The organism is Saccharophagus sp. K07 (genome assembly GCF_014336955.1).
GTDB lineage: Bacteria > Pseudomonadota > Gammaproteobacteria > Pseudomonadales > Cellvibrionaceae > UBA5868.
The window spans coordinates 568,434-587,418 of sequence record NZ_QRAI01000003.1; the positions used below are offsets into that span (position 1 = coordinate 568,434).

Annotated in this window: 14 protein-coding genes; 13 read left to right on the forward strand and 1 reads right to left on the reverse strand. The window is 55.0% G+C overall.

From position 1 onward, the window contains the following. The first annotated feature begins 69 nt into the window (after nucleotides 1–69). The 11 genes from DWB84_RS12190 (at nucleotide 70) to DWB84_RS12240 (ending at nucleotide 15,051) form a co-directional block, all read left to right on the forward strand. Nucleotides 70–762 carry a MotA/TolQ/ExbB proton channel family protein gene (locus DWB84_RS12190; protein ID WP_187410060.1) on the forward strand — a complete coding sequence of 231 codons (693 nt, stop codon included), beginning with the start codon at nucleotides 70–72 and terminating at the stop codon, nucleotides 760–762. Nucleotides 763–780: 18 nt separating this feature from the next. Beyond that, the gene (locus tag DWB84_RS12195; protein ID WP_187410061.1) at nucleotides 781–1,296 is read left to right on the forward strand and encodes a biopolymer transporter ExbD; all 516 of its coding nucleotides are present in this window, start codon (nucleotides 781–783) and stop codon (nucleotides 1,294–1,296) included. After that, on the forward strand, nucleotides 1,293–1,808 hold the full coding sequence (locus tag DWB84_RS12200; protein ID WP_187410062.1) for a biopolymer transporter ExbD: 516 nt from the start codon (nucleotides 1,293–1,295) through the stop codon (nucleotides 1,806–1,808). Before DWB84_RS12195 ends, DWB84_RS12200 begins: the two co-directional genes overlap by 4 nt. A gap of 1 nt (nucleotide 1,809) precedes the next feature. After that, a complete protein-coding gene (locus tag DWB84_RS12205; protein WP_187410063.1) occupies nucleotides 1,810–2,775 on the forward strand; it encodes an AgmX/PglI C-terminal domain-containing protein in 966 nt (321 codons plus the stop codon). A 177-nt stretch (nucleotides 2,776–2,952) separates the two neighbouring features. Next, entirely contained in the window at nucleotides 2,953–5,106 is a 2,154-nt protein-coding gene (locus DWB84_RS12210; RefSeq protein WP_187410064.1) for a TonB-dependent siderophore receptor, read from the forward strand. After that, a complete protein-coding gene (locus tag DWB84_RS12215; protein WP_187410065.1) occupies nucleotides 5,084–5,866 on the forward strand; it encodes a hypothetical protein in 783 nt (260 codons plus the stop codon). The genes DWB84_RS12210 and DWB84_RS12215 overlap by 23 nt, the downstream gene beginning before the upstream one ends. After that, a complete protein-coding gene (locus DWB84_RS12220; protein WP_187410066.1) occupies nucleotides 5,863–6,714 on the forward strand; it encodes a hypothetical protein in 852 nt (283 codons plus the stop codon). Before DWB84_RS12215 ends, DWB84_RS12220 begins: the two co-directional genes overlap by 4 nt. 67 nt (nucleotides 6,715–6,781) lie before the next feature. Next, entirely contained in the window at nucleotides 6,782–8,545 is a 1,764-nt protein-coding gene (locus DWB84_RS12225) for a thiamine pyrophosphate-binding protein (protein ID WP_187410067.1), read from the forward strand. A 124-nt stretch (nucleotides 8,546–8,669) separates the two neighbouring features. After that, nucleotides 8,670–9,587 (forward strand): hypothetical protein, encoded by a 918-nt coding sequence (locus DWB84_RS12230; RefSeq protein ID WP_187410068.1) that lies wholly within the window; start codon nucleotides 8,670–8,672, stop codon nucleotides 9,585–9,587. Nucleotides 9,588–9,857: 270 nt separating this feature from the next. Beyond that, a complete protein-coding gene (locus DWB84_RS12235; protein ID WP_187410069.1) occupies nucleotides 9,858–10,946 on the forward strand; it encodes a Gfo/Idh/MocA family protein in 1,089 nt (362 codons plus the stop codon). 82 nt (nucleotides 10,947–11,028) lie between these two features. After that, nucleotides 11,029–15,051: a hypothetical protein gene (locus DWB84_RS12240; protein ID WP_187410070.1), complete on the forward strand. Its 4,023-nt coding sequence runs from the start codon at nucleotides 11,029–11,031 to the stop codon at nucleotides 15,049–15,051. Nucleotides 15,052–15,151: 100 nt separating this feature from the next. On the opposite strand, the gene DWB84_RS12245 is transcribed toward DWB84_RS12240, so the two are convergent. Continuing rightward, nucleotides 15,152–15,493: a zinc ribbon domain-containing protein YjdM gene (locus DWB84_RS12245; RefSeq protein WP_187410071.1), complete on the reverse strand. Its 342-nt coding sequence runs from the start codon at nucleotides 15,491–15,493 to the stop codon at nucleotides 15,152–15,154. Between the two features lie 250 nt (nucleotides 15,494–15,743). Between DWB84_RS12245 and DWB84_RS12250 the strand changes: the two genes are divergently transcribed. Further along, a complete protein-coding gene (locus DWB84_RS12250; RefSeq protein ID WP_187410072.1) occupies nucleotides 15,744–16,382 on the forward strand; it encodes a hypothetical protein in 639 nt (212 codons plus the stop codon). Nucleotides 16,383–16,453: 71 nt separating this feature from the next. After that, nucleotides 16,454–18,982 (forward strand): glycoside hydrolase family 3 C-terminal domain-containing protein, encoded by a 2,529-nt coding sequence (locus tag DWB84_RS12255; RefSeq protein ID WP_187410073.1) that lies wholly within the window; start codon nucleotides 16,454–16,456, stop codon nucleotides 18,980–18,982. Nucleotides 18,983–18,985 lie beyond the last annotated feature (3 nt).

The window sequence follows — 18,985 nt, forward strand, 5'->3', positions numbered from 1 at the left end:
GGCGCGCAGTGCAAGCGAAAAAATCGGAATTTATTCAATCTTGCCCAAGTTTTTGGAGGCCAATTCATCATGTTTAACAGTGCCGTGAAATTTTTTCAGGATGGCGGTGTGTTTATGTACCCCATAGCCGTAGTGCTGGTGTTCGGTCTGGCAGTTGCCATCGAACGCTGGGTGGTACTGAGTGCGGCGCGCAGCTCCAATCGCCGGGTTTTCGATCGCATATTGCCCTTGCTGAAAAAGCGCGATTACAACGCGATTATCGATCTGGCGCGTAACAACCGCGCTCCTATCGGCCGCATCATTGCTGCAGGCCTCGTCCGCATGCAGCAAACTCCACGGCGCGACGAAATTGAATACGCGATGGAAGAAGGTGTGATGGAAGCGGTTCCGCGTTTGGAAAAGCGCACGTCTTATATCGCCACCTTGGCGAACATCGCCACTCTGCTCGGTCTGCTCGGCACCATTATCGGTTTGATTCAGGCGTTCACCGCGGTAGCCAATGCCAATCCGGCAGAAAAGGCTGCGCTGCTCTCGCAGAGTATTGCGGTGGCGATGAACACCACGGCATTTGGTTTGATTGCGGCGATTCCGCTGTTGCTGTTGCACACCGCGATCCAAAACAAAACCAATGAAATTATCGACAGCCTGGAAATGGCCGGTGTTAAAACCCTGAATATCATGTCCAGCAGTGACGCCTTCAGTGAGAGAACACGTGCGTCCGACGTAGGTCGATCAGTTTCAGAAAAGCCACGAACTCCCTGATCTCAACGGTCGTTTCGCATGCGCATTCGAAGACGAAATGGTGGAGAGGCGGATCTCGAAATCACGTCCTTCATGAATCTGATGATCATCCTGGTCCCGGTGCTGTTGATGAGCATGGTGTTCTCGCATATCACCGTGCTGGATTTAAAGCTCCCGGATCTCTCTGCGGACAGTGCAGCTGAAAGCCCTGCAGAAAATCAGATGCTCGAACTGGTGGTTTTGCAAGATCGCTTTGTAGTGAATTATCCCGCCGGTGCGCCGCTTAAAACGGTGCCGAAAAAAGACGGCGAATACGATTACAAGCTGCTCTCCGAGGTATTGCAGGAAGTCAAACGCCTGCTGAAAGATCAAGGCATCGAAAAACGCGATATTTTTATTTTGTCGCAGCCGGATACGGATTATCAGACGTTGGTTTCCGTGATGGATACGGTGCGTTCATTTAAAGCGGTGGTAGTGGCATCCGTGGTCGATGCGGAATTGTTTCCAGATATTTCCCTCGGTGATGCACCCGCAGATGCTGGAGGTGCTCCATGAAGCAGTCGATGCACGCCAGCCGCATGGCGCGCCGACATAAGCGCGCAAAAACTCAGCCGAAACTCAATCTGGTTTCGCTGATGGATATTTTTACGATTCTGGTGTTTTTCCTGCTGGTGAATTCTTCCGAAGTGGAAGTTCTGCAGAGCAATAAAAGCATCAAATTGCCGGAATCGGTTTCGGATAAAAAACCGGAAAATAATCTGATCGTGATGGTCAGCCGCGACGATATCGTCATCAACGGCCGCCTGATCACTGATGTGAAATCGGTGGTTGAAAGCAGCGCGGAAGACATTGAACCGTTGAAAAAAGAACTGGAATATCTCGCATCCCGCGAACCCTACGCGTCGGATGAGGCGCACGAAAAAGGCCGCGACGTTACCATTATGGGTGACGCCGCATTGCCCTATACGCTGTTGAAAAAAATCATCACCACCTGCGCGAAATCCGAATATCGCAATATTTCTCTCGCGGTGAATCAACTCCCTCCGGAAACACAGGGAGGCGGCTGATATGGCGGTAGTTTTTGCAGCGCCCAATCTGGAATTACCCTGGAGCAGTGCCCAGCAGGATGACCGCCGCTTTTGGCGCGTCCTGGGTTTTCTCTGTATTCCTTTATTGGTTTTGAGTATCGCCATTCCTTATATCCCGGTGCCCGAGCCGAAACGCGAAGAGCTGGAGCAGCTGCCACCGCAGTTGGCGCGTGTTGTGTTGGAGAAAAAGGAATTGCCCAAACCACCTCCGCCACCACCGCCGGAAGAAAAAAAGGTTGAGGAGAAAAAAACCGAGCCGAAACCGGAAGAGAAAAAGCCGGAAGTCAAACCGCCAGAGCCAAAAAAAGTGGAGCCGGATCCGGTGAAATTGCAAAAGGCGATTGACCAGGCGAAACAGAGTGGTGTGTTGCAGCATATGGATGCGCTGGCAGAAATGCGCGACGCATTTGATATTGCGGAAGTGAAAAAGCCGGCAGCCAACCTCAGGCGCGCGCAAACCGAAGCTGCGCAGGTGGAGCGCAATCTGCTCAACAGCGCTGCACAGGCAAAAAGCGGCGGCATAGATACCTCGGCGCTCAGCCGCGATACCGGCGGTGTGGCGCTTTCCGGACGCGAGACCACAACGGTGCAAAGCAAACTGGAAGAAGTGTCGGCTGCCGCTGCGGAGACACGCCAGCAGCAGACGCGCGACAAAGCCTATCGCAGCGATCAGGCGATTCGGCAGAAAATGGAGGAAGCCAAAGGGCGCATTTTTGGTATTTACAACCGCGCCTTGCGGGAAAATCCGACCTTGCAAGGAAAAGTGGTGTTTAAACTGGTTATTGAACCCACCGGTGCGGTATCCAGCGCTCAGATCGTTTCTTCTGAGTTGAATGATCCCGATCTGGAACGCAAACTTCTCGCGGCCGTTCGCGGGATTAATTTTGGTGCTTCCGACGTCCTGCAAACGACGCTTAACTATTCGTTCGATTTCCTTCCTTTCTAAAGCAAATCAAATCAATGCCGCCCTCCGGGGCGGTAATTTCTTATTCCGCTTATTCTGCATTTGCCATTTTTTATTCTTGTCTATACTGAGCAAATAACACGAATTATTTATACGTTCTTATTTCACAAGTTATTTGTGAGTAATTACTTCGCGGGCTAATTCATAATAAGGCGTTGCATGAACCTGACAACGTTATTCCAGATTATTGGCATTTCTCTGGTTCCCTGCGTGGCCTTTAGTCAGGACACGGTAAGTTCTGATCCTGATAAAGGTCAGACGTCTTTATTCGATCTGGGATTGACTGAGCTGCTCAATGTTCGCGTGGTAACCGCAGCGGCGGGATTTGAACAAAACGTCGAGGAAGCGCCTGCAACCGTAACTGTTATAGACGCAGAAGAATGGCAGGCCATGGGCGCTACCGATTTATTCGAAGCGCTGCTGCATGTTCCTGGATTGCACATCACCAAAGCACAGACCGCTGTCAGTAATAATCGACCCGTGGTTCGCGGATTATCCGGCACCTTCGGGCAACAGATTTTAGTGCTGATCGACGGCATTCGTTTTCGCGCCATTCGCGATGGCGGCTCCTTTTGGGGGCAGCGCATTCCTTTAAATTCGTTTAAACGCATCGAAATCATCCGCAGCCCAGGCTCCGCCATTTATGGTGCGGATGCGGTGGGCGGCATTATTAACCTCGTCAGTTATGACGCTGGCGAAGTGCCACGGCGTATGACGGTTCGAGCGGGAAATTTCGATACTCAGCAATTCGAATTGAGCCAACAATTGAATTTTGGTGAAAGCCTGTTTCAGTTTGCGCTGGGTGCACAGACAAGTGATGGTGATACCAACCGGATCGTAGGTGCGGATTTACAAACGCAGTTGGATGAACAATTCGATACTTCCGCTTCGCGCGCGCCGGGCCCTATGAATGAATACCACGAAATTTACAGCGCGCGGGCACATTGGCAATACCGCAATTTAAATGTGCAGTATTACAACTGGCTCAATCGCGAAAATGGCAATGGTGCAGGTGCGGCGCAGGCGCTCGATCCGGATGGCAGTTTCCGCCAACAATCCCAAACACTCGAAGCAACTTACGATCTCTCTTCGCTCGTGCGCGGCTCCATGAAATTGACGGCCAACTGGCGCCGGGTTTATGGACGTTTGGTTTCCAATATTTTTCCTGCAGGGGCGCGGCTTCCTCTCGATGACGACGGCAATCTGGATTTTGTAAATGCCACTCGGTTGGTGGATTTCCCATACGGCATGATCGGTATCGCAGGATATGACGATCAAGCGACAACCTTATGGCTCAACCATATTTTTGATCTCGCGGAAAATCATCGCGTGCGCTGGGCGGTGGGCTATGAATTTGTCGACACAGACGTGTTTGAACAAAAAAACTTTGGTACCGGCGTGCTGGGATCAGGCGAAACGGTTGCGCCGGGCGAACTGACGGACGTCACCGACACACCATTTGTGTATATCCCGAATAAAACCCGCGAAACCTATTTCGTCGCTTTGCAGGATCAATGGGCCATCAGCGAAACCCTGCAAAGCACACTCGGTGTACGCTACGACTACTACACCGATTTTGGTTCCACGGTAAATCCGCGTCTCGGTATTACCTGGCAAACCACGCCGCGCCTGACAGCAAAATTATTTTTGGGAACGGCGTTTCGCACCCCCTCGTTCGTCGATTTGTATTCACAAAATAATCCTGCAGGTTTGGGCAATCCTGATTTGCAGCCGGAAAAAATTAAAACTTTAGACGGCGGTTTTGCTCTTAATTATTTATTCAATGACGCCCTTTATATGGAAATTAACCTGTTCCGTTATGAGGCGGACAACATTATTGCGTTCCAGCCTTCTGCCGGCGGACAGGTGGCGCAAAATTCCGGCGAGTTGCATATGAACGGCTTGGAATATCAAGTGAACTGGCGCCCGAGCCGGCAAATCACCTTGGAGTTCAATTATTCCCTGTTGCATGAGCAGACTCAGCGTGACGTGGACATTTCGGCAGTGCCAAAGCAAATGGCCAATCTCTCCCTCAATTGGCGCCTCGATGGTTGGAATTGGTATTTGGGAGCGAAGTGGGTTGGTGACCGCGACCGCACCGAGAACGATACGCGGCCAAAGATCGACGATTACGTATGGGTGAATTCCCGCCTGCAAAAACGTTGGCGCGCATTTGAATTCGGTTTATCTGTGAAAAATCTCTTCGACGAAGACGCCAGGGAACCGAGCAATGGATTTATTGTGGACGATTATCCGCTGGCGGGACGCCATTGGCTGTTTGATGTGACCTATGCCTTTGATGAGCGACGTTAATTTCCGCCCAGATTTCACCACCAAGCTTTGCTTGGAAGAACCCGCCGCTACCAACCCCTATATCGCGGAGCGCCGTTATATCGCTGGCTATAACCTGGCGGATTTATGGCGCGGGCGCAGCTACGCCGAAGTGCTGTTGCTGCTGTTTTTAGGTGAATTACCGACGCCGGCACAAATCCGCTTTGGCGAAATTTTGCTGATCGGTTTGCTCAATCCAGGTCCGCGCCATGTGGCCGTGCGCGCTGCCATGACCGCCGGCGTCAGCAAAACCGCGCCGGAACATTTACTGCCTTTGGGATTATTAACAGGTTCAGGTGTTCAAGGTGGCGCAAAGCAAGTGGCCGAAGCGCATCAATTTATTTCCTCGCATTTGGCGGAGGAGCCGCACGCATTTGCCGAACGGTGTCTCGGTGAATCCAGTACCACACCCGGTTTTGGCAGCGAATTTGGTGACATTGAGCCTATCTGGCAACAGCTGGCGGAGGACTTGGCTGCGGCCTTGCCGGACAGCCCGGTTATGCAATGGTGTTCTGCGTTTAACCAATCACTCAATCGACAAGGCCAGGGCTGGCTATTGCCCGGCATTGCCGCAGCGGGAGGTCTCGCGCTTGGACTCGGCGCGCGTGAGACCATGGGTTTTTATCAAGTCGCTATTGCGCCGGGCGTCGCCGCTCACGGTATAGAACAGTCTCATAAACCCATCGCCAGCAATCCTTTTCTGCGCGATGACCAGTATGAATGTACGGATCTCGATGTATGACAGACAGGGACAAGCACATAGCCAGCGCAACCGGCGATCCAGCGGTCGAGCAACTCGATAGACGTCGCCGCCATATTCGCACCGCCATAGGTAAATGGTTCGGCGGGCGCGATACGCGTGTGCGCGGGCGCTGGCTGCTCGGCGACTTGTTGCAGGAAATCAGCGTTACGCAACTGAAAGTGCTGAATATCACCGGCCGGTTGATTGAACCGCAGCTGGCCACTTGGCTGGAAAAGACAGTGTTTTTTACCAGTTATCCCGATCATCGCATCTGGTGTAACCAACTCGGCGCTCTGGCGGGCAACGGTGCTGCATCGCCAGTGGCCGCGGTCGCTGCCGGTGTATTGGCCGCTGATTCCAGAGCCTACGGCAGCCTCGCCCAGTACCTCACGGTAAAAGTCCTGGAAGAACTCTATCGCCGCTATTGCGCAGGCGAGAGTTTCGCCGAGCTGGTGGCCGGGTTTCCCGTGCGCAACGGGGTGCCGAGCATCAGCGGGTTTGCGCGCCCGGTGAAAATCGCCGACGAGCGCCTCGAGCCTATGCGGCAATTTACTCGAGAACTCGGCTTGGCCGACGGGCCTTATCTCAGCTTTACCGAATCCTTGGCGGAACATTTACGCCTGCATCACCAGGCGGATATGAACGCTGCAGCTTATGCATGCGCTGTGCTGATGGATCAAGGGTTTAACGCCACGGAGGTATACCGCATCCGCACCATGGACGTGGCGAGCGGTGTGCTGGCGTGTTACGGGGATTTATATGGCAGTACGGCGCAGGCCTTTCTGCCGCAGCGATGTACGGACGTTCATTACGACGGGGTGAGCCCCCGCGCCTTACCCCCGCGCTAATTCCTTTTTTATCAACACTTCTGCGGACAGCGCCTGCGCCTGGCCGAGTTTTTTGCTGGATATTTTTATGAGCGAATCCAATATTGCAACGCTTCCCCTGCCTACCCAAAGGGCCACAACCTCGGCGGATTTGGTGGTGAACTACCTCGCGCAATTGGGCATAGAGGCCGTTTTTGGCGTGCCGGGCGGGGCTATAGAGCCTCTATTCAACGCCCTTGCCCGCAGCGGTCGCGCCGGCGGTCCACAATTGATCGTCGCCCGCCATGAGTGCGGCGCGGCCTATATGGCGGACGGCTACTACCGCGAGACCGGCAAGATGGGGGTGGTGTGCGCCACCACAGGTCCCGGTGCGACCAATCTGATCACAGGTGTCAGCTCCGCCATGGTGGAACATGTGCCTATGTTGGTGATCACGGCGCAGACGGCTCTGCCGAAATTTGGCCGCCGCGCGCTGCAAGAGAGTAGCTGCACCGCCATAGATACCGTCGGTATGATGCGCCATTGCACGGTGTTTTCCTCTCTGGTGTCCCACCAGGAGCAACTGGAGAGCAAGTTGATCTCCGCCATTATGGCGGCCCATCGCAGCCCTTACGCTCCGGCACATTTGAGCATTCCCTCGGACCTGCTCAACTCGCCTTGCCCTCCGCCAAGGCGTATTCATGCGGATCTGTTTTCCCACGATTTCAAAATTGCCGACGATGCGGCCATAGATGTGCTCGCCAAAAAAGTCTGTAAGGTGGACACCATCGCCTTGTTTATCGACGGTGAAATAGGTCCGGCTGCAGATGAAGTTATCGCCTTCTGCGAGTTGGTAAACGCCCCCTTTGTGGTGGGGCCGACTGGCAAATACTGGGTGGACGAGCGCCATCCGCTGTATCGCGGGGTGTACGGTTTTGCCGGTCACAGTTCTGCTCACGCCGTGCTTACTGAAGGGCGCCCGGATCTGATTCTGGCGGTCGGTACGGCTCTGACGGAGATCGCCACCGGCGGCTGGGATCCCCATCTGCTCAACACCCGCCTCGTGCATATAGATCAAAACGCCGAACATTTCACCCGCTCGCCTATGGCCAATCACCATGTGTGCAGCGATCCGGGATTGGTGTTCAGCAAGCTCAATAAAATGGTGTTGAAAGCACTCGGCCAGGGCAAACGCTGGCGCAATTGTGTCAGGGCTGATGCGCCGGTGAATTCTCTGGGTACCCGTGTGACCTTGAATGCGGCTGCACGCTGTGAGGACAATTCCACGCCAATTAAACCGCAACGCTTGATGGTCGCGCTCAATCGGGCGTTGCCACAGGATGCGCGCATTTACCTCGACGCTGGCAACGTCTGGGCTTGGATGACGCACTACTTTGTCAACCGCAATAACCTCGGCCTGGTGCGTTCCGGCATGGGCTTTGGCGCTATGGGATGGGGGCTGGCGGCGGCCATAGGCTCGGCCAAAGCCAATCCGGATGTGTTGACCGTCTGCCTGGTGGGCGATGGCGCCTATTTGATGAGCGCGCAGGAGCTGAGCGTCGCCGCGCAACATCATCTGCCGGTGGTATTTATGGTGCTGAATGACGCCGCGCTCGGTATGGTGATGCACGGCCAGCGCATCGCCGGGGCTGAACCTATAGGTTGGGAGCTGAACCGGGTGAATTATGCCCTGCAGGCGCAGGCCATGGGCGTGCCCGGTCTGGTGATCCATACGGCGCAGCAACTCGAGGAAGTCGATTTTGCCAGTGTGGTGAAATCGCGCGGTCCACTGCTGCTCGATATTCGCATCGACCGCGAGGAAGTGCCGCCTATTGCTCAGCGGATTAAGGATTTGGGCAACAGTCAGCAATAACCTGGGCATTTGCCTGAACATCATTTTTTGACCGGCCACTCGGAAAGCGCAGTCATCCCTACTATAAGATGGCGCGCATCCGGCGCGCTCCGCGCCATCACAATGATTCAATCCGGGTGGCCCTATGAAACAACCTTTGCTCCTTGCCAGCCTCGCCCTGTTGCTGACTGCCTGTGGTGGTGGGACTGGCTCTAGTTCCAGTTCGTCGTCCTCCAGCAGCTCATCCAGTTCATCATCAAGCTCAAGTTCCAGCTCTTCATCCAGTTCGAGCAGCTCGTCGTCATCAAGCAGCAGCTCAAGCTCTTCTTCGTCTTCCAGCTCCAGCAGCTCGGGTGTGACAGGCAACTGCGCTAATGGCGCAATCTTCTGTGAGACTTTCGAATCCCTGGCGGGCGGGCAATTGCCGGAAGGCTTGTCGTTCCGCAACTGCGGTGGCAATGGCTCCAGCTACGACATCACTACCAGCGGCGCTCTGCGTGGCAATGTATCGGTCGATGTCACCTCGCCGGGCAACTTCTGTGAAGCCTGGCTGGATGTGAAAGCCGTGCAAAATCTGCCGGCGGGCTATGTGCGTTTCTATACCCGCCAAGCGGCAGCGAAAAGCGGCTTGCAGTGGTTCATGCTGGTGGAAAACGGTCCACAGGCAGACAGCAACGGCCAGTCCATGCGCATGCGCATCTTCGATAACAATGTTCTGGCCTGGAACATGGAATCCGCTGGCGACACGGTATCGCCCAACTTCTTCGATCCGGCGCAACGCAGCTCCACCGTCTCCCTGCCCACCGGCGCTACTACCTGTTTTGAGCTGTTCTACGACAACGCCAACGACCTGATCCGCGTGTGGATGAACGGCACCGAGGTGCCGGGCCTAGCCATCGACAACGACCGTAACACCGGTTACGACCAGCGCTGGCTGGATGCCTTCGGCGGTTCCTTCAACGTCGATGTGCGTCTGGTGCGTTTAGGCTGGCACGGCTCTGCGGGCAATACCATGAAGTACGACGATATTGTGGTATCGCCCAACCGCATTGGATGTAATTGATCCTTTAATCCCATCCGCTTTATCAACGCCCGGTGTAAACCCATCGGGCGTTTTGTTTTAGGCCCTCACCCGTGCAAACCGGCAACAAGGGTTACACAAGGAAGATTCGCACAATTAACCCCCCTCTCCCTCTGGGAGAGGGCGAAATCCGAATTTCCCATCCGCTTCAAGGTCTATGCGCCGTTTACAAACCTTGGTGGTTCGGTGCTTGCGGACTGTTATATGCTCGCCGTTTCCCACCGACTCCCCTTCAGCCAAAGGAGACACGCCATGTCTATTCTTTCCCGCCGCCGTTTACTTCAGGGAATTGCCGGAGCATCTGCTTCTGGATTGATTCTTCCTTCCTGGGCCGCCAAACCGAAAAAGAAACTGGGCGTTGCCCTGCTGGGGCTGGGAGGTTACAGCCGCGACTTGTTGGCACCGGGGCTGCAATTGACTGAACACTGCGAGTTGCGCGGCATTGTCACAGGCAGCCCGGAGAAAATTCCCGAGTGGCAGAAGAAGTACGGTATTCCGGATAAAAACGTCTACACCTACGACACCTTGGCGAAAATTGCCGACAACCCGGATATAGACGTCGTTTACATAGTGACGCCGACCTTTCTGCACAAAAAATTTGCCGTGGCCGCTGCCGAGGCGGGCAAGCACGTGTGGTGTGAAAAACCCATGGCCATGACGGTGGAGGAATGTCAGGCCATTATCGATGCCTGCAATAAAAATAAGGTGAAGCTCTCCATCGGTTATCGCCTGCAACACGAGCCCAATACGCGCACGGTGATCGAATTCGCCAAGAGCAAACCTTACGGCGCGATCAAAACCGTCAAAGCCGAAGCGGGTTACGCCGGTCGCGGTGCGCCGCAGGATGACTGGCGTATGGACCAGAGCAAAGGCGGCGGTGCTATCTACGATATGGGCGTTTACCCGATCAATGCCGCGCGTTATGCATCCGGGTTGGAGCCGGCCGCCGTCACCGCACGCTTCGAAAACGACTACCCGGAAATTTTCACCAAGGCCGATTCCACCGCGATTTTCGATCTCGAATTCCCGGGCGGCGTCATCGCTCACTGCGCCACCAGCGTTACCCGCAATTTCAACCAACTGCGCGTGGACTGCGAAAAAGGCTGGTACGAGCTGGCGCCCATGCAGGCGTACAACGGCGTGCGCGGCCGCACCAGCGACGGCAAAGCCCTGGATAAAAAAATCGTCCACCAACAAGCCAGACAAATGGACGACGACGCCTTGGCTATTCTCAATAACACCGACGTCATGGTACCCGGCAGCGAGGGGCTGAAGGATATTCGGATTGTGCAGGCGGTATTGCAGTCCGGGGCGACCGGGAAAAGGGTGGAATTGGGTTAATCAGACCTCTCGGGTCTTTGGGCCGTTGCCGATGTGAAGGATTAACTCCCTCGAGACGAATAAAAAATAACAGGTAAACAATATGGGAAAGTGTCTGGCAATTCTGATCGGCTGGTTCAGCTTGGTTTTGGCAGCTTCAGCCCAGGTGGCGGTGCCGCCAGAGTTGGAGAAGTGGCGCGAGTGGGTGTTGCACGACCACCCGGACATCCGCTGCCCATATTTGCACAACCAAGCGCAAAAAACCTGCGTATGGCCGAGTAGGTTGGCGTTGCAGTTGGGTGACGGTGGTGGCGAGTTCTCCTTTGAGGTGGAAACCTTTGCCGAAACCTGGATTGAATTGCCGGGTACGGGCGGCGTCTGGCCGGAGCAGGTCAGCAACCGCGGCGAGCCGGTTGCGGTACTGCTGCGCGATAACAAACCGCAGGTGCGTTTGCCGGCAGGCCGGCATCAGCTGAATGGCGTCTGGGGGTGGAAAGGACTGCCGCGCACCCTGGTGGTCCCAGCAGAAACCGGCCTTCTGACCCTATCCATCAACGGCACCCCGGTTGCCAACCCCACCCGCGCCACGGCGACTGAGCTGTGGTTGCGCGGGCAAAAAGAAGAACAGGCCGCGCCTGCGGGCGACAGTCTCGATATCAAAGTCTTCCGCTATCTCAACGACGCCAACCCGGCGCTTCTGGAAACCCTGGTGCAGCTGAGCGTCAGCGGCAAAGAGCGCGAGGTGCAAACCGGGCCGATTCTGTTGCCGGGATTCCAGCCGCGCAGTTTCAATAGCCAGTTGCCGGCACGAGTGGAGAAAGACGGTCGCCTGCGCATGCAGCTCAAGCCCGGCCGTTGGGAGATCCGCCTGACTGCGCACAGTGCCCAGCCATTGGCTGAATTAACTTATCAACCTTCCGATGACCTATGGCCACAACAGGAAATCTGGGTATTCCAGGCCAACCCCGCATTGCGCACGGTGCAGCTGGAAGGTCTTCCCAGTATCGACCCGAGCCAGACGCAATTGCCCGCCCAATGGCAGCGCCTGCCAGCCTATCTGGCCGAGCCGGGCAGCCGCCTAGTTGTGCGCGAATTGCATCGCGGCGACCCCAATCCGGTGGCCAACCAGCTCACTCTGAACAAAGACCTGTGGCTCGATTTCACCGGTCGCCAATTCACCGTCAAAGACCAGATCAACGGCTCCTTTACCGCCAGCCAGCGCCTGGACGCCTCACCGGCCTATGAGCTGGGCCGCGCGGAGCAGAAAGGTCAACCGCTGTCGGTCACTCGCTTGGACGAGCAGGGACCGCGCGGGGTGGAAATCCGCGCCCAGGACCTGAACCTGCTCGCGGTCAGCCGTCTTGAACGGACCTCGTCTCTGCCGGTCAGCGGTTGGCAGGCGAGCTTTGACCGGGTGGATACAAGGCTGCATTTGCCGCCCGGTTGGTCGCTGTTTCACGCCACCGGCGCGGATCGGATTTCCGGCAGTTGGATCGGCAATTGGAGTCTTTGGGAGATATTTCTGGTGCTCATTATTGCGGTAGCTTTAGGGCGAGCGACTACCCCGGCAATCGGCGCACTCGCTTTTGTCACCGTGGTGCTGACCTTCCAGCGACCGGATTCGCCGTTGGTGATCTGGCTGAATTTCGCCGCGATCTTCGCACTGCTGCCCTTTGCCAAGGGCAAGTTTCTGACTTGGCTGCGTCGCTATTTGTGGCTGAGCTTTGCGGCGCTGGCACTGATTCTTCTGCCATTTGCCGTGCAGCAGGCGCGTCAGGCGCTCTACCCCCAACTGGAGCGGGAATGGTCGGGCAGCGATAGCCGCGACTATTACGCGGGTAGCGGAACTAGCGATGCGTTGCGTGAGGAAGCGGCAGTAGCGGAACTCGTAAGTCGGGAAAGTCTCGCTCGCGTCCAATACGCCGCTCCGCCACCGCGTGCCAAGGTCACCTCAGCCGCCCCGCAACAAAAAACCTATGATCCGGGCCAGAAAATTCAGGTGGGTCCCGGTGTGCCCAACTGGAATTGGCATCAGGTGCAGCTCGGCTGGAGCGGACCTGTAGTTGCTGGAGAGCAGACCCGCCTGTATCTGGTGCCGCCGTGGCTGAATCGTTTGGGCTATGTGCTGGCGATTATCCTGCCATTGCTGCTGACGGTGGCGCTGCTGCGTCATATCAGCGGCCGCGTTCCCACGCCGCCAGTGCGCATCTGGCCATTTAATGCAACCGCTGCTGCGGCATTAGTATTGGCGGTTGGATTGGGTTCACCCAATGCGGAAGCGGATGTGCTTATCGACGAAAAGTTGCTGGAGACGCTAGAAAAACGTTTGCTCGAACCGCCGAAATGTCTGCCGGATTGCGCTTCGATCGAGTCGGTAACCCTGGCGGATGAAGAGAACCGCTTGAGCGTGCGCATGAAAGTTCACGCCGCAACCGAACTGGCGTTTCCGCTGCCCGCCCAGGTCAGCGGCTGGTATCCGCAACAGGTGAGCGTCGATGGCCGGGAGGCGGCGTGGCTCAAGAGTTTGAATGGCCGCCTGTGGGTGCGTCTGCAGCCGGGGCAGCATCAGGTGCAGTTGTTGGGTAGCACTGCGGGGCGGGAGCAGATCTCCTTGAGCTTCGAGATGCCGATCCAGAATCTCAAACATGCACTGCGCCACTGGCGTGTGAGCGGCGAGCCGAATGCGCAGCAAGCCAGTCAGGTGCTGCAGCTGCAACGCGAGCAGGAGCAGACCACGCAAGATGATATTCAACGCCTGTTGCCGGACCCTATCCCGCCCTACGTGACAGTGACGCGCAGTTTGCAGGTGGGCCTGGAGTGGACCATCACCACAGTGGTCAGCCGGGTGGCGCCGCAAGAGGGTGTGATCAACCTGTCCGTGCCATTGTTGCCGGGCGAAGCGCCCAATGGCGGACAAGTGCGCGACGGCGCTATGGATGTTCGCCTGGGCGCGCAGCAGCGGGAGTATCGCTGGGAGTCCACCATCAAACCCTTTGCCGATATCACCCTGGTGGCGCCGAGCGGCCAGCCTTGGGCCGAGGTGTGGTCGATGGATATCTCCCCCAGCTGGCATAAGGAAGCGAGCGGTATTCCTCCGGTGGCGGGCAACTACAACCTGTGGCAGCCCTGGCCGGGCGAGGCGCTGACCATTGCGATCAGCCGGCCAGTGGCAGTGGAAGGGAGGCAGTTGAGCATCGACTCGGTAGACCTCAGTCAGAATGTCGGTAAACGCGCCGACAACCTGTCGCTGCGCTTACAAATGCGCGCCACCCAGGGTGAACACTACGACCTGCAATTGCCCGAAGGGGCGCAATTGCAGCGCGTTCTGATCGACGGCTCGGAAACGCCCATCAGTCAGAGTCAGAACCGCCTGAAAATCCCGGTCAATCCAGGCAACCACCGGATTCAGGTGGATTGGCAGAGCGACAACCACAGCGGCTTCCGCACTCAAACCCCGGCGTTGGATCTGGCCATGCCGGCGACCAACTTGAATCTGACCATGAACTTGCCCAGTGATCGCTGGTTACTGCTGGTCGGCGGTCCGGCAATGGGTCCTGCACTGCTGTTCTGGGGTGTGTTGATCGTGGTGTTGTTGCTGGCGGTCGGTTTGGCCCGTACCGGCATGACGCCGCTGAAAGCCTATGAATGGGTGCTGCTGAGTTTGGGGGTGGCGACTTTCAACTTGTATGTCCTCGCCCTGATTGCAGCCTGGTTTGTGGTCTTGTACTGGCGCGGCCGCCGCCAGACTGAACCGGCAGATCACCTGTTCAACCTGATCCAGATCGTCTTATTTGTGTTGTCAGTGGTGGTGTTAGGGGCGCTGATCAGCTCCATTCCAGCATCCCTCCTGTCGCGCCCGGACATGATGGTGGTAGGCAACGCTTCCAGCGCAAGCTATTTGAATTGGTATCAAGACCAGGGCAATGGCGTTATTCCCACGGCCTGGGCCATTACCTTGCCCTTGTGGGTTTACCGCATCGCCATGCTGTTGTGGGCATTGTGGCTGGCGTTTGCGCTGATGCGTTGGCTGCCTTGGGCCTGGCGCAACCTGGGTGTGCACGGGTATTGGTGGACACCGATTAAACCCTCCAAGCAGGAGTCGGAACCACCGCCACCGGCTCCCTAAGTGGCATGCCCTGTGGCCCTCACCCCAGCTGGAGAGAACGACTTGGGAGAAACTAAAAAGCCGCCCTAGGGCGGCTTTTATGTGGATTTTTGCCCGCTTCTTAGGCTTTCTTCACAAACTCACTTTTTAGTTTCATGGCGCCTATGCCATCGATTTTGCAATCGATGTCGTGGTCGCCTTCCACCAGACGGATATTTTTCACTCGCGTCCCGACTTTAACGACCAGGGAGGAGCCTTTTACCTTCAAATCCTTGATCACGGTGACTGTGTCGCCGTCCTGCAGGATATTGCCATGCGCATCTTTCACCACCTTCACATCATCGGCCGCGACTGCCGCTGCGTCGCCGGACCATTCATGGGCGCATTCCGGGCAGATAAACAGGCCATTGTCTTCGTATGTGTAGGTGGAATTGCATTTGGGGCAGTTAGGTAATTGGCTCATGACAGATTCCCGAGTAAATAAGGGGCGCTGACCCTACTCCGCAAACCAGCGCCTGTCAAATCGCCTCGGTCGAAGAAAATCGCGGTGAACTGCGAATAAATTCACATCTCACCGCGAAAAACTCCGCTGTTTCCGTCAATCGCAGCTATTTTACGTACCGTTGCGCTTGTTTAAACCAAGCGAACCCAGTATTAAGTGATCTACACGCCAATTCGCTATTTGCAGAACAATAAAAACCAGGAGCCCCTCTATGGAGTTTGTGATTGCAGCAGTGGTTGGAATTATTCTGATCGCAACGGCGGTTTTTCTCTATTTCAATTACGCCGACAGAACACTGGATTTATTAGGTGCACCTCTCGACTGGTCGGACTTCGCCACCTTTTTTGGCGGAATCCTGGGGCCGGTGGTGATGTGGGTTTTGCTATTTTTATTGATTTACACTCTGCGCCAGCAAAGGCGCGACATGCTGCAAATTACCCGCGAAATTCGCAGTCAGGAAATGTTGCGCAATCTCAGCCAATATCAAAATGAACTCACTCACTTGCTGCACCGTGAGTTCGCGGTGGATCCGGCGCGCCGGGTGGAGCTTGCGGATATGATCGATGGCACTTTTGCGTTCCCGAAAAATGCTGATTCCTACTTCAAATCCTCCGTTGAAAAATTATTGCGGGTTGCGGCCAATTATTGTGAATTCATCGGTGCTTACCGAAACGAACTACATGAGAACGTGTTATTTGATTTGCATGTGAAAAATGCGCGCCACCTGGTAGGCAATCTGGATAAATACAAAGAATACCTGTCTCCTATTGCGCGCCAGGGACTGTTATTTTGCAAAACCAACCTGGAGGATAAAAACGGCGGCACCACTGCCTCGGTCGTACCTAGGTGATTTATCTCGCTTGACCAAATAAACTTCAATGGTCAAGCTTGGGCCACCATAAAAACGGTCAGGTGGCCCATATGCATAACAAATCCCCACTGTACCCCTTCTATTTTCTCGCAGCGCTTGTTGTGCTGCTTCTGAATGCCTGTAGCGCTCCCGCCAGTAAAAACGACGCCCCTCCTGACATTGAAAAAGAAGTTGAGCGTTTATTGGGTCTTTTGACCCTGGAGGAAAAAATTTCCCTGGTACATGCCAATAGCAAATTCAGCGTGGCAGGTGTTCCTCGGCTCGGTATTGCAGAAATGACGCTGAGCGATGGGCCGCACGGAGTACGCGAAGAAATTTCGCGCCACAGCTGGGATTCGGCCAATTGGACGACGGATTTCGCCACCTATTTGCCGCCGCTCACTGCGGTCGCAGCCAGTTGGGATCCGGAAATTGCTCATCTGCACGGCACTGTGCTCGGGCGCGAGGCGCGGCATCGCAATAAAGATATTATTCTCGGTCCCGGCGTTAATCTTGCGCGCCTGCCACTCTACGGCCGTAATTTTGAATATTTTGGCGAAGATCCGTTTTTAGCAGCACATATGGTGGTGCCGGAAATTCGCGCCATTCAGGAACAGGATGTCGCCGCTTGTGTAAAACACTACGCCTTAAACAGCCAGGAATTAAATCGCTGGGGTGTCGATGCCAAACCCGACGAACGCACATTGCGCGAAGTGTATTTGCCCGCTTTTGAAGCCGCGGTAAAAGAAGGCGGCGCTTATTCCGTGATGGGGTCCTACAACCGTGTGTATGGCACCAACGCCAATCAAAGTGAATTGTTGGTGAAAAAAATTCTGAAAGGTGAATGGGGTTTTGACGGTGTATTGCTGACGGATTGGCATGTGGATATCAATACCCGCGATGCGGCGCTCAACGGCCTCGATCTGGAAATGGGCACTCATGTGCCGGATTATGAAGATTATTTCTTCGCTCGACCGCTGCGCGAAGCGATTCAAAAAGGCGAAATTCCCGAATCCGTATTGGATGAAAAAGTGCGCCGCGTGCTGCGGCTGCAATTGCGCGTCGGTAAATATGATCCCGATCGCAAACCCGGTGCGCGCAATACGCCGGAACATCGTGCCATTGCACAACATATTGCCGAACAAGGCGTAGTCTTGCTGAAAAATGACAAAAATAGTCTGCCACTGGAAAAAAGCCAGCTGCGCAAAATTCTGGTGATGGGTCCCAACGCCAATCTGGCACACGGTCGAGGCGGCGGTTCGTCGCAAGTGAAATCCGAATATGAGGTCACACCTTTACAGGGTTTGCGCAACGCTTTGGGCGATACAGCAGAAATTCTTTATCTGGTCGCGGCGGATAGCGATCGAGTACAACCCATTCCGGCGGATTTTATTCTTACTCGTCACGGCGGTTCCGGCACCCCGGTTTGGAAAGTGCGTCGTTTCGCTGAGGCAGCGCGCAAAGAAGAATTGCAACGCGAAGAATGGCCGTCCTCGCAAATTCCTGCACAAACGGAAACCCGCTATTTAACTCTGTGGGCAAAAATAAAACCGTTGGAAAATGGTCAGCATGTGCTGAAAGTGCAAGGTGATGGCAAAGCGCGCGTTAAAATTGACGGGCGTGAAGTACTGGCAGTACAAAACCTGGCGGGCCGCTCGCACAGTCATGCAATCGAATTAACTGCCGATCGCGAATACGACGTGGAATTTCTTTACGACGGCAGCAAAGGCGCAACCTTAGGTTGGGATGCGCCGGGATTGCGCACGGTTTCGGCAGCGGAATATGCCGCTGCAGCAAAAAGTGCCGATGCCGTTATTTATTTTGCCGGCCTCGACCACAACCACGACCGGGAAGGCGATGACCGCACAACCATGACGCTGCCCGGTATGCAGGACAAAGTCATAGCTGATCTCGCCGCAGCTAATCCCAATACCATTGTGGTGATGATTGCAGGATCTGCGGTGGAAATGCCGTGGGTGGACAAGGTCAACGCTATTTTGTGGGCGTGGTACGGTGGTATGGAGGCTGGCAATGCTTATGCGCGGGTTTTATTGGGTGAAGTCAATCCGAGTGGAAAAATGCCGATTACTCTGCCGCAAAAACTTGCCGATACAGCGCCTATAGCACTCAACGATTACAACGACAAAGACTCGCTTTATAAAGAAGGCGTGTTTATCGGTTATCGCTGGTTTGAAAAGCAAAAGATCGAACCCATTTTTCCCTTTGGGCACGGACTTTCCTATACGCAATTTGCATTATCAGATTTAAAAATCCCCCAAAAGATTTCCGCCAAAGCCAACGAAATTCCGGTCACTCTGACTGTAAAAAATACGGGTGAAAAAGCCGGGGCCGAAGTAGTGCAAATTTATCTGCGCGATGTGCAAGCCAGTGTCGAGCGCCCGGCGAAAGAATTGAAAGGCTTTAAAAAAGTATTTCTCGAGCATGGAGAAGCAAAAACCATTACCGTTAATCTTACCCAGCGCGATTTGGCATTTTGGGATGTGAATGCGCATAACTGGAAAGTCGAACCGGGAGAATTTGAGGTTTTGGTTGGAACCTCCAGTCAGGACATAAGACTGCAAGGCAAGTTTATTTATTAACAA